The organism is Nocardioides sp. GY 10127, assembly GCF_004919085.1.
Taxonomy (GTDB): Bacteria; Actinomycetota; Actinomycetes; order Propionibacteriales; family Nocardioidaceae; genus Nocardioides.
The window spans coordinates 229,702-241,959 of the sequence record NZ_STGL01000006.1 but is presented as its reverse complement, the minus strand read 5'-3'; the positions used below and the strand labels follow the sequence as shown (position 1 = coordinate 241,959).

Genomic DNA, 12,258 nt, shown 5'->3' with positions numbered 1-12,258 from the left:
TGGGACCGTGACGGAGTGGATCGTGCGGCGGTGGGCCCGTTACGGGCACGAACGCCTGTGCGCGGAGACGCCCGGCGGCACCGCGCTCGGCCACTACGACGTGAAGACGGGGCGCTTCCACTCCGACGACCTCACGCACCTGCCGCTGCTGGAGCGTGCCATCGCGGATCACCTCGCGGGTCGGGCGGTGAGCCTCGGGGGCACCGCGGCTCCGGAGGGTGAGATGCCGGGTCCGCAGCCCGTTACCGGATCGACGGAGGCCCCGCGCGCCGAGGCCCCGCGCGCGGAGGCCCCGCGCGCGGAGGAGTCGCGCGAGGAGGAGTCGCCGGAGTGGGTCGACCTCAGCGGTACGGCGCCGGGCAGTGCCGCTCGCGAGCAGGCCCTCGCGGCTCGCCGGGCCCAGGGACGGTTCGTCGGCTTCCTCGCGCGCCTGCTCGGCGTCCGCACCGAGGAGCGGGCGTGGCGGATCGGGACCCAGGGTGAGGAGGCCGTCGCCGCCCAGCTCGCGAGGCTCGGGCCCGAGTGGCGAGTCCTGCACGCGGTCAGGGTCGGAGACCGAGGCGCCGACATCGACCACGTCGTGATCGGTCCGGCCGGGGTGTTCACGATCAACGCCAAGCACCACCCGGACGCACGCGTGTGGGTGGGAGGCGAGGTGTTCATGGTGGACGGTCGGCGGGTGCCCTACGTCCGCAACAGCCGGCACGAGGCCCGCCGGGCTGCCCGTCTGCTGACCGAGCGGGTGGGCTTCCCCGTCGCCGCCGTCGGAGTCATCGCGGTGATGGGTGCTCGTAGGGGCTTCACCGTGAAGCGGCAGCCCGAGGACGGTCTCGTCGTCGTGGTGACCCGCAAGCGAGTGAGCCAGTACCTGCGCACCCTCCCGTCGACCCTCACCGCCCGCGAGGTCGAGGCGATCCACGAGGTGGCGCGGCGGTCGACGACCTGGCGGTAGCCGGAGCAGGCGTGTCAGCAGGCGGGTCGGGGGCGACGTCCGCCGATCGCGCTGTGGGCCGTGCTCAGACCTCCCGCACCGCCGGGGCCGGGTCAGGCGCCGGTCAGGTGCGTTCGGCGGCTCGGGCGCGAGCGCGCTGGACCAGAGCGTTGACCTTGCGACGAGCCTCCCGGGTCGCCTTCTCGATCGCAGCGCGGCGCTGCTGGCCGTCCCACGCCCACTTGGCCCACCACTCCGCGCGCTTCTCCGCCTTCCAGTGCGCCGCTCCGCGCGCGCGGTGCCGCGCGGAGTGGCGGGCCTCGCTCTTCGCGGTCTGCTCGGCGATGAGGTTGGCGTACTTCACCGCGTTCGCGTACGCGCACTCGTACGCGGCCTCCTGCACCGGGGCGTCGCACACCGCTGTCACGATCGCGGTCGACGACTTGGTCCGGGTCATGGTCGCCTTCGCCGACCGGGTCGCGGAGACGTACCAGATCTCCCACGAGTGCGCGACGAACACTCGTTCGCGGCCGTTGATCCGCACGACGCGCCGGACCCGCTCCTTGGCGACCCCGCGCTTGGAGGTCCTGGTGACCGCCACGGTCCGGGTGGCGGTGGCGGTGAACTTCTTCGTCGCGCCGATCGTGACCGCCACCGAGACGCTCGTGGTGTCGTCGGGGTCCAGCGGGTCGGTGCCGCCGTCGACCTCGACGCCGTCATCGGCGCCGTCGCCGTCGGTGTCGGCGACCAGCGGGTCGGTGCCGTAGAGGTAGACCTCGTCGCCGTCGGAGAGCCCGTCGCCGTCGGTGTCGGGGTCCAGCGGGTCGGTGCCGTACACGGCCTCGTCCTCATCGGAGAGCCCGTCGCCGTCGGTGTCATCCCCCGCCTCTGTCTCGCTCGCCTGCACGGCCGACTGGCTGGCACGAGCGCCGGTCCCACCGCCGGAGGAGGAGCCCGCGGCGGTGGTCCTCACCCGCAGCACCTCGACCCCCTCGTTGGTCTGCGACGACGCCGAGGTGGTCACCTTCACGTTCGCGATGTCGACCAGGTGACCCTCCACCGCCTTCGGCGAGCTCGTCGCCATCGCCGGAGAAGCCAGGAAGACCGACCCCGCGACAGCGAGGCCCAGCACGGCCAGCGGAGTGACGCGACGACGGACAGGAGCAGACAGCGCCGCGGGTCCTTCGAGCAGTTCCCCTGCAGGGAGATCGGGCGTTTCCTCCGCACAGTGGACGCAGAGCGCGGCGGCGGACGGCTTCACGGCACCGGTCCATCGAGCGCGCTGACTGGTGGGCTGGCTGCTGCGCCGAACGTGGAGGTCCATTTCGTGCTGCATCATCGCCGACATCGGCACCTCCCCGTGGGCGACTGAGCAAAGCCCGCCTGAAGCGGACTGGACCGCTCCGAGACCAATCTCGGAGGCATTCGGTAGAAGAATCGGATCGTCAGGGCCGAGCTGCGACGCGATTGGCGACACTCGGGCCGGGTTCGCCCGGCTGGCGGCTGGGACAGCTGGTGGGGCCAGGCCATTGGCACGCCTCGATTCGCTGGCGGCGGGCGAGGGGTCGTGTGCCCGGTCCTGCCCCTCGGGGCACGCGTGAGCGGCCGCAGCCGTCGAACGCGCTGCGGTCTTTGGGCGCTGAGGCTGAGTGCTCATGCATCCTCGGTGCCCGAAGTGCGCGCTAGCGCTCCCCGACCTCCCGCACCCGACCGTCCTCCACGTGGAGGCGGCGGTCGAGCCGGACGGAGGACAGCAGACGGCGGTCGTGGGAGACGAGCAGCAGTGCGCCGTCGTAGGCGGCCAGGGCCTCCTCGAGCTGCTCGATGGCGGGCAGGTCGAGGTGGTTGGTGGGCTCGTCGAGCACGAGCAGGTTGACGCCGCGGGCCTGGAGGAGCGCGAGGGCGGCTCGGGTGCGCTCGCCGGGGGAGAGCCGGCCGACGAGGCTGGCGACGTGGTCGGCCTTGAGCCCGAACTTGGCCAGGAGGGTGCGGCAGTCCGCGGGGGAGAGGTCGGGCAGGGCCAGCTCGACGGCGCGTCCCAGCGTCTCGTCGTCCGGGAGGCCGGTGCGGGCCTGGTCGACCTCGCCGATGGCCACCGAGGCACCCAGGGACGCCGTGCCGGAGGACGGTTCCTCACGGCCGAGCAGCAGCCGCAGGAGCGTGGTCTTGCCGGCGCCGTTGGGCCCGGTGATGCCCACCCGCTCGCGCGCGTCCACCTGCATCGACACGGGGCCGAGGGTGAAGTCCCCGTGCCGGACGACGGCCTCGTTGAGCGTGGCCACCACGGACGACGAGCGCGGGGCCGCGGCGATGGAGAACTGGAGCTGCCACTCCTTGCGCGGCTCGGCGACCTCGTCGAGGCGGGCGATCCGCGACTCCATCTGCCGGACCTTCTGCGCCTGCTTCTCGCTCGACTCCGACTGGGCACGGCGGCGGATCTTGTCGTTGTCGGGCGACTTCCTCATCGCGTTGCGCACGCCCTGGCTGCTCCACTCGCGCATGGTGCGGGAGCGTGAGACGAGCTCGGCCTTCTTCTCGGCGAACTCCTCGTAGGCCTCGCGGGCGTGCCGCTTGATCACGGCGCGCTCCTCGAGGAACGACTCGTAGCCGCCGTCGTAGACCCGGACCTCGTTCTGCGGCAGGTCGAGCTCGACGACCCGCGTCACGACGCGGGCGAGGAACTCGCGGTCGTGCGAGACCAGGACGACGCCCGTCCGCAGGCCCTGCACGAACGTCTCGAGCCGCTCGAGACCGCCGAGGTCGAGGTCGTTGGTCGGCTCGTCCAGCAGGACGACGTCGAAGCGGCTGAGCAGGAGGGACGCCAGCGCGGCCCGTGCCGCCTGGCCGCCGGACAGCGAGGTCATGAGGGCGTCGGCGCCCACGTCCAGACCGAGGTCGGCGAGCACCGGGCCGATCCGGTCGTCGAGGTCGGCCGCCCCCGTCGCCATCCAGTGGTCGAAGGCGACCGCGTACGCGTCCTCCGCCCCCTCCTCGCCGCTGCCCAGGGCGTTCGCGGTCTCCTCCATCGCGGTCGTGGCCGCGGCGGCCCCGGTGCGGCGGGCGACGTAGCCGGCGATCGTCTCGCCCGCGACGCGCTCGTGCTCCTGCGGCAGCCAGCCGACGAAGGCGTCGGACGGCGCGGTGCTCACGGTGCCGCCGAGCGGTCGGTCGACCCCCGCGAGCAGCCGCAGCAGCGTCGACTTGCCCGCCCCGTTGGCGCCCACCACGCCGACCACGTCACCCGGGGCGACCGTGAGGTCGAGCCCCTCGAAGAGCGTGCGGTGGTCGTGGCCACCGCTGAGGTCCTTGGCGACGAGGGTGGCGGACACGGTGTGATCGTACGGCGGTGCGGCGTGCTGGTTCGCAGCGCTGGTCTGCAGCGCGGGGCTGCGCACCGGGTCTCGGGTGGGGCTCTTGGCGGTTGCGGCTGGGCGGTCGCGGCTTGGTGGTTGCGGCTGGGCGGTTGCGGCTGGGTGGTTGCGGCTGGGTGTGGGAGAGCCGCGCAGCGTGCTCCAGGAGGACCGAAGACCTGCCAGCGGATGAGCCCGCGGCCGTTGCCGCTGGTCAGGGCGGTGGCCCCGGGCCAGCTGTTGCGTTCGGTCCTCGTGGGCACGAGGACCGAACGGCGGCGGCGGGGCGGGCGGCTCGGCCGGCGTGCCCCGCAGCGTGCTCCAGGAGGACCGAACAGCTGCCAGCGGGTGAGCTCGCAGTCGTCGCCGCAGGTCAGCGAGCTGCCCCCGGGCCGGCTGGTGCGTTCGGTCCTCGTGGGCGCGAGGACCGAACGGCGGAGGCAGGGCGGGCGTCCTGCCCGCGGGTCTGGTGGGACGGGTGGGGGTGGGCGGCGGTGCCGGCCCGGCTGGTGTGCCGCCGCAGCGTGCTCCAGGAGGACCGAACACCTGCCAGCGGATGAGCTCGCAGTCGTCGCCGCAGGTCAGTGAGCTCCCCCCTGGCCGGCCGGTGCGGTCGGTCCTCGTGGGCACGAGGACCGAAGCGCCACAGCCGCCTGAGGAACAACCACCCGCCAGGAGCACCGCACCGGCGCCAGCAACCACCAGCCACGCGCACCGAACCCGCTCAGCCACCAGCCACGAGAAACGCACACCCGGCCCGTACGGTGGCGGGCGTGCCGAACCGCCTCGCGAGCGCGACCAGCCCCTACCTCCTCCAGCACGCGGACAACCCCGTGGACTGGTGGGAGTGGGGCGAGGACGCGTTCGCTGAGGCGAGGCGCCTCAACAAACCGGTCCTGCTCAGCGTCGGGTACGCCGCGTGCCACTGGTGCCACGTCATGGCGCACGAGTCCTTCGAGGACGACGCGACGGCCGCCTACCTCAACGCCCACTACGTGGCGATCAAGGTCGACCGCGAGGAGCGGCCGGACGTCGACGCCGTCTACATGAACGCCACCACCGCCATGACCGGCCAGGGCGGGTGGCCGATGACCTGCGTCCTCGACCACGAGGGCAGCCCCTTCTTCGCCGGCACCTACTTCCCCGACGAGCCGCGGCACGGCATGCCGTCCTTCCGGCAGGTCCTCGAGGGCCTCGCGGACGCGTGGGAGAACCGGCGCGACGAGGTCGGCCGGGTCGCGGCGAACCTGCGCGAGCACCTGTCGGCCGAGGGCTCGCTGGCGTCCGCACCCCTGGGGGCCGCGGAGGTCGCGGCTGCGGTGCGCACCCTGTCGGGCCAGCACGACGACGTCCGCGGCGGCTTCGGCGGCGCCCCCAAGTTCCCGCCGTCGATGGTGCTCGAGCTGCTGCGGAGGGTCGCGCTCCAGGACACGCCGGAGTCGGCGCGCGCCGCGCAGATGCTCACCGCGTCCGTCGAGGCGATGGCCCGCGGCGGCATGTACGACCAGCTGGCGGGCGGTTTCGCCCGGTACTCCGTGGACGACGCGTGGGTCGTGCCGCACTTCGAGAAGATGCTCTACGACAACGCCCAGCTGCTCGGCCTCTACGCCCGCCTGGGCACCCCGCTGGGCGACCGCGTCGCCGCCGAGACCGCCGACTGGCTGCTCGCCGAACTGCGCACCCCCGAGGGCGGGTTCGCCTCCGCGCTCGACGCCGACACCGAGGGCGAGGAGGGTCGCTACTACGTCTGGACGCCCGCCCAGCTCGTCGAGGTCCTCGGCGAGGAAGACGGACGCTGGGCCGCCGGCGTCCTGGGCGTGACCGAGCGCGGCACGTTCGAGCACGGCGCCTCGGTCCTCCAGCGGCGCACGGACCCGACGGGACCCGACGACCCGGCACGGCTGGCCCGGGTCCGCTCGGCGCTGCGCGAGGCGCGGGAGCAGCGGGTCCGCCCCGCCCGCGACGACAAGGTCGTCGCCGCCTGGAACGGCCTGGCCATCGCCTCCCTCGTGGACGCGGCCTCCCTGCTGGGCCGCCCCGACCTGCTCGAGGCGGCGCTGGACGCCGGACGGCTGCTGGCCGACGTCCACCTGGCCGACGGGCGCCTGCTGCGCGTGAGCCGGGACGGCGTGGCCGGCCGCCACGCGGGCGTGCTGGAGGACCTGGGGTGCGTGGCGGGCGGGTTCCTCGCGCTGGCCGGGGCGACCGCCGACCCCGTGTGGCTGCGCCGCGCGCTCGGGCTGCTGGACGACGCGCTGGCCCGGTTCCGCGCGGAGGACGGTGGCTTCCTCGACACGCCGTCCGACGCGTCCGACCTGCTCACCCGCCCCCGCGACCCGTCGGACAACGCGAGCCCCTCGGGGCTGAGCGCGATCGTGCACGCGCTGCTGGCGGCGCACGCCCTCACCGGCGAGGAGCGGTGGCTGGGTGCGGCCCAGGAGGCGCTGGGCACGGTGGCCGGCCTGGCGGTGCGGTCCCCCCGGTTCGCCGGGTGGTCGCTGGCGGCCGCCGCGGCCGCGCGCCCGGGGCTGCCGGAGGTGGCCGTGGTCGGTCCGGCGGGGGAGGAGCGGGACGCGCTCGAGCGGGTGGCGCGCCGGCTGCCGGGCGCGGTCGTGGTCGTCGCCGACCCCGCCGAGGAGCGGACGACGGAGGCGGTGGGAGCCGGACTGATCCTGCTGGAGGGACGGGTGGCCCTGGACGGTCGGGCGACCGCCTACGCCTGCCGGGGCTTCGTCTGCCAGCGTCCTTCCAGTGATCCAGACCACCTGAGACAACTATTCAGCCTCATGTGACCGCCGTTACAAGATCGTTGCTGAGAAACCTTGACGTTTCCTGAGTGCAAGCGCTTGCCTACTCCTTACGCACAGCCATCTCGGCGGAGCAACGGAGCGCCGCCGGCTGACGACGAAGGGGACCAGCATGCGTTCACGGAAGGTGCGGCACGCTTCTGCCGCGGTCCTGGCGGTGGCAGCCCTGGCGCTCGCCTCCTGCGCCAGTGACGACACCTCCAGCAGCGAGAGCAACTCCGCCGGCGGCACCTGGCCGGGTGACGGCAACTCCGACTGCGCCGGCCTCGAGCAGCTCGCCGACTTCGGCGACCTGACCGGCACCACGGTCAGCATCTACACCTCGATCCTCCCGCCCGAGCAGGAGGCCCACGAGAAGTCCTACGAGCTCTTCACCGAGTGCACCGGTGCCGAGGTCGACTACGAGGGCTCGGACCAGTTCGAGACCCAGCTCGTCGTCCGCCTGAAGGCGGGCAACGCCCCCGACATCGCCTACATCCCGCAGCCCGGCCTCCTCAAGACGGTCGTCGGCAGCGGCCTGGCCGTGGCGGCCCCGCAGGCCGTCTCCGACAACGTCGACGAGTTCTTCGGCGAGGACTGGAAGGGCTACGGCACCGTCGACGGCACCTTCTACGCGGCCCCGCTGGGCGCGAACGTGAAGTCGTTCGTCTGGTACTCCCCGAAGATGTTCGCCAAGAACGGCTGGGAGGTCCCGGAGACCTGGGACGACATGCTCGCCCTCTCCGACGAGATCGCCGCCACCGGCATCAAGCCCTGGTGCGCCGGCATCGAGTCCGGCGAGGCCACCGGCTGGCCGGCCACCGACTGGCTCGAGGACGCCGTCCTGCGCGAGCAGGGTGCGGACTACTACGACCAGTGGGTCAACCACGAGGTGCCGTTCAACGACTCCGGCGTCGCGGACTCCCTCGACCTCGTCGGCAACATCCTCAAGAACGACAAGTACGTCAACGGTGGCTTCGGTGACGTCGACTCCATCGCCACCACCGCGTTCCAGGACGGCGGCCTGCCGATCCTCAAGGGCCAGTGCGCCATGCACCGCCAGGCCTCGTTCTACGCCGCGCAGTGGCCCGAGGGCACCGACGTGAGCGAGAACGGCGACGCCTTCGCCTTCTACCTGCCGACCACCAACGAGGACAACGGCAAGCCCGTCCTCGGCGGCGGCGAGTTCGTGGCGGCCTTCTCCGACCGCGCCGAGGTCCAGGCCTTCCAGACCTACCTCTCCACGGACGTCTGGGCGAACCAGAAGGCCATCGCCACGCCGGGCGGCGGCTGGGTCAGCGCCAACACCGGTCTCGACATCGACAACCTGACGAGCCCGATCGACCAGCTCTCCGCGTCGATCCTCCAGGACCCCGAGGCGGTCTTCCGCTTCGACGGTTCCGACCAGATGCCCAGCGCCGTCGGCGCCGGCACCTTCTGGAAGGAGATGACCGCCTGGATCACCGGCGAGAGCACCTCCGACGCGCTCGACAACATCGAGAGCTCCTGGCCGAGCTCCTGATCCTCCTCGTGGCGTCGGGGCGGGCGCGGACGCGTCCCGCCCCGGCGCCACGGCCGTTGGGCCGGGGGGACCCGGCACCACTCGTACGTGTGCCAACAGAACGGGGAGGACTGTGACAACACCCGAGAAGCTCATCCAGATGGTCATCGCCGTCGCGCTGTTCTTCGGCGTGATGGCCGTGATCCTGCTGCTCACCCAGGGGCTCCGCTCCCGCCGCGGCGAGCGCGTGCAGGCGGCCGCCTTCGTCGGCCCGGCCCTGCTGCTGATCTGCGTCGGCCTGCTCTACCCGGCGGTGCTGACGGTGTGGCAGTCGTTCCAGGGCGGCTCCACCTTCACCCAGGAGTTCGTGGGCCTGGACAACTACAAGACGCTCTTCACCAACAAGCAGGAGCTCCAGGTGCTCCGCAACACCCTGTTCTGGGTGGTGCTGACGCCGCTGGTCTCCACCGGCATCGGGCTGGTCTACGCCGTGCTCGTCGACCGGTCGCGGTTCGAGAAGTTCGCCAAGGCCCTGCTCTTCCTGCCGATGGCGATCTCGATGGTCGGCGCGTCGATCATCTGGAAGTTCGTCTACGACTACAAGCAGACGGCCCCGGGCGTCGACCAGCTCGGTCTCGCCAACCAGATGCTGGAGTGGATCGGCCTCGACGCCTACAACTTCCTGCTCAAGCAGCCGTGGAACACGTTCTTCCTGATCGTGATCCTCATCTGGATCCAGGCCGGGTTCGCGATGACGATCCTCTCGGCCTCGATCAAGGCCATCCCGGACGACATCGTCGAGGCCGCCAGGCTCGACGGGGTCGGGGGGATGAAGATGTTCCGCTACATCACCGTGCCGAGCATCCGGCCCTCGCTCATCGTGGTGCTGACGACGATCACCATCGCGACGCTGAAGGTCTTCGACATCGTCCAGACGGCGACCGGCGGCAACTTCGGGACCAGCGTGCTGGCTTATGAGTTCTACCGACAGAACTTCGTCTCCGGCAACCAGGGCCTGGCCACCGCCATCGCCGTGGTGATCTTCCTGCTGATCACGCCGGTGGTCGTCTACAACACCCGTCAGATGCGGAAGCTGGAGGCGCGATGACCGCCGTGCTGCCCGACGCCGAGAAGCCGGCCACGCCGGCCGGCCCGAAGCCCAAGTCGGCCTCCACCGCCGCGAAGGAGGGCCTCACCGGCCACGTCGCGTCGGCGGTCGCCCTCGTGATCGCGATCGTGTGGACCGTCCCCACGTTCGGTCTGCTGGTGAGCTCGTTCCGGCCCGAGGCCGACGTGAAGAGCAACGGGTGGTGGAACTTCTTCACCGACCCGAACGTCACGCTCGACAACTACCGCGAGGTGCTCAGCGGCGGTTCGGGCGGGACGGGGCTGGGCGAGAACCTGATCAACTCGATCGTCATCACCATCCCGGCGGTCCTCATCCCGATCAGCCTCGCGACCCTCGCCGCCTACGCCTTCGCGTGGATGGACTTCAAGGGTCGGGACACGATCTTCGTGGCGGTCTTCGCCCTGCAGATCGTGCCGATCCAGGTCACCCTGGTCCCGCTGCTCCAGCTCTACGTCGACCCGCCGTTCAACCTCATGCCTCTGGCCGGCAGGGACGCCCCGGCGGGCGGCCTCTACGAGCTGTGGCTCTCCCACACGATCTTCGCCCTGCCGCTGGCGATCTTCCTGCTGCACAACTTCATGCGGGAGATCCCGGGCGAGCTGATCGAGTCCGCGCGGGTGGACGGCGCGGGGCACGTCCAGATCTTCACCCGGATCATGCTGCCGCTGATGGCCCCGGCCATCGCCGCGTTCGGCATCTTCCAGTTCCTCTGGGTGTGGAACGACCTGCTGGTCGCGCTGGTCTTCAGCTCGCCCGAGGTCACCCCGCTGCCGCAGCGCCTCGTGCTGCTGGTCGGCGAGCGCGGTCAGGACTGGCAGCTGCTCGCCTCCGGCGCGTTCGTGTCGCTCATCATCCCGCTGATCGTGTTCATCGCGCTCCAGCGCTACTTCGTCCGCGGGCTGCTCGCGGGCAGCGTCAAGGGCTGAGCGGGGGCGCCGTCGGCGCCGCCCCAGCCACACGGCACCCGTGGTGCCGGACCGGAAGCCCCGGTCCGGCACCGACGGGTGGCCGTCAACCGCTCACGCGCGCAGCGCCGCGGCCTGCTCCGCCACCCAGTGGTAGGAGGCCTTCGGCGTGCGCGTCTGGTCCCGGGAGTCGATGTGGACGAGCCCGAAGGTCTTCGTGTACCCCTCAGCCCACTCGAAGTTGTCGAGCAGGGTCCACACCACGTACGCGCGCACGTCGGCGCCCGAGGCGCGCGCCGCCACGGTGGCGGCGAGGTGGTCGCGCAGGTAGCCGATGCGGTCCTGGTCGTCCACGCGTCCGTCGGTGACGGCGGTGTCGGCCATCGCGGCACCGTTCTCCATGACGAGCACGGGCAGCCCCGTCCGCTCGGCGGTCGTCACCAGCAGCTCCTCGAGACCGCTCGCGTCGATCTCCCAGCCGATGTCGGTGACGGGCTCGCGGACCACCAGGTCGAAGGGCGGGACGCCGGGGTAGGCGCCGCCCTCCGGGTGGCCACCCTCGTTGGCGGCGCCGGTGGCCGGGGTGGGGCGGACGGGCGTGTAGTAGTTGATCCCGATCCAGTCCGCGGAACCCAGGATGGCCGCCAGGTCGCCCTCGCGGACGAGCTCGGGGTCGCCCAGCTCCGGGGCCACCGCGAGCAGTCCCTCGTCGTACGCGCCGTCGACCAGCGGGTCGAGCCACACGCGGTTGCGCAGCGCGTCGACGCCGTCGGTCACCGCGTCGGCCTCGGGGGTGCCGGTGGTCTCCGGCCAGATCGGCGCCAGGTTGAGCACGATGCCGACGTCCGCGGGGCCGTTCGCGCGCACGCGCTCGGCGGCCAGGGCGTGGCCCAGCATGAGGTGGTGGGCGGCCCGGTGGGCGGCGCCGCCCTCGGAGCGTCCGGGAGCGTGGACGCCGGCGGCGTAGCCGAGGTAGCCGGCGCACCAGGGCTCGTTGAGGGTCGCCCAGGTGCCGACCCGGTCGCCCAGGCGTCCCGCCACGACCTCGGCGTAGTCGGCGAACGCCTCGGCGGTCTCGCGCACCAGCCAGCCGCCCGCGTCCTCGAGGGGCTGCGGGAGGTCCCAGTGGTAGAGGGTCGCGGTGGGCTTGAGGCCGCGCTCGAGGAGGGCGTCCACGAGCCGGTCGTAGTAGTCGAGGCCGCGCTGCTCGACGGCGCCGGTGCCCGCGGGGACGACGCGCGGCCAGGCGATCGAGAAGCGGTACCAGTCGACCCCGAGTCCGGCCACCAGGTCGGCGTCCTCGAGGTAGCGGTGGTAGCTGTCGCAGGCGACCTCGCCGGAGCTGCCGTCGCGGACGGCACCGGGCCTCGCGGTGAAGGTGTCCCAGATCGAGGGGCCCCGGCCGTCCTCGGCGATGGCGCCCTCCACCTGGTAGGAGGCGGTGGCGGTGCCGAGCTCGAGCCGCGAGCCGTCGGCCAGCCGCACGGGCAGGGAGAGGGGGGTCTGCGGAGTGCTCATGGTCACAACCTAGGTGTCCACGATGCGTCGGGTCACTCCTGCCGCGCCCGGGTGCCGTCACCATGCCGCCAACGGCAGGCGACGGGGCAGGCCACACGGCCGCGCCCACGTCGCGTCCGCGGAGCCGGGGACGCCGGG

General features: G+C 72.3%; 8 protein-coding genes. 5 read left to right on the top strand and 3 right to left on the bottom strand.

What is annotated here, in order from left to right:
- Window positions 1–7 precede the first annotated feature (7 nt).
- The gene (locus E8D37_RS20110) at window positions 8–952 is read left to right on the top strand and encodes a nuclease-related domain-containing protein (RefSeq protein WP_206055698.1); all 945 of its coding nucleotides are present in this window, start codon (window positions 8–10) and stop codon (window positions 950–952) included.
- A 103-nt stretch (window positions 953–1,055) separates the two neighbouring features.
- On the opposite strand, the gene E8D37_RS11195 is transcribed toward E8D37_RS20110, so the two are convergent.
- Window positions 1,056–2,063 carry a thrombospondin type 3 repeat-containing protein gene (locus tag E8D37_RS11195; RefSeq protein ID WP_136569850.1) on the bottom strand — a complete coding sequence of 336 codons (1,008 nt, stop codon included), beginning with the start codon at window positions 2,061–2,063 and terminating at the stop codon, window positions 1,056–1,058.
- Between the two features lie 550 nt (window positions 2,064–2,613).
- Window positions 2,614–4,260 (bottom strand): ABC-F family ATP-binding cassette domain-containing protein, encoded by a 1,647-nt coding sequence (locus E8D37_RS11190; protein WP_136569849.1) that lies wholly within the window; start codon window positions 4,258–4,260, stop codon window positions 2,614–2,616.
- A 794-nt stretch (window positions 4,261–5,054) separates the two neighbouring features.
- Here E8D37_RS11190 and E8D37_RS11185 point away from each other — a divergent pair.
- From E8D37_RS11185 to E8D37_RS11170, 4 genes are all read left to right on the top strand, one after another.
- Window positions 5,055–7,073, top strand: coding sequence for a thioredoxin domain-containing protein (locus tag E8D37_RS11185; protein ID WP_136569848.1), 2,019 nt, complete (start codon window positions 5,055–5,057; stop codon window positions 7,071–7,073).
- 127 nt (window positions 7,074–7,200) lie between these two features.
- Window positions 7,201–8,589, top strand: a complete 1,389-nt coding sequence (locus E8D37_RS11180) for an ABC transporter substrate-binding protein (RefSeq protein WP_136569847.1) — start codon at window positions 7,201–7,203, stop codon at window positions 8,587–8,589.
- Between the two features lie 112 nt (window positions 8,590–8,701).
- On the top strand, window positions 8,702–9,676 hold the full coding sequence (locus tag E8D37_RS11175) for a sugar ABC transporter permease (protein WP_206055697.1): 975 nt from the start codon (window positions 8,702–8,704) through the stop codon (window positions 9,674–9,676).
- Window positions 9,673–10,623 carry a carbohydrate ABC transporter permease gene (locus tag E8D37_RS11170; protein WP_136569846.1) on the top strand — a complete coding sequence of 317 codons (951 nt, stop codon included), beginning with the start codon at window positions 9,673–9,675 and terminating at the stop codon, window positions 10,621–10,623. Before E8D37_RS11175 ends, E8D37_RS11170 begins: the two co-directional genes overlap by 4 nt.
- Window positions 10,624–10,716: 93 nt before the next feature.
- On the opposite strand, the gene E8D37_RS11165 is transcribed toward E8D37_RS11170, so the two are convergent.
- Window positions 10,717–12,120 carry a GH1 family beta-glucosidase gene (locus E8D37_RS11165; protein ID WP_136569845.1) on the bottom strand — a complete coding sequence of 468 codons (1,404 nt, stop codon included), beginning with the start codon at window positions 12,118–12,120 and terminating at the stop codon, window positions 10,717–10,719.
- Window positions 12,121–12,258: the final 138 nt, after the last annotated feature.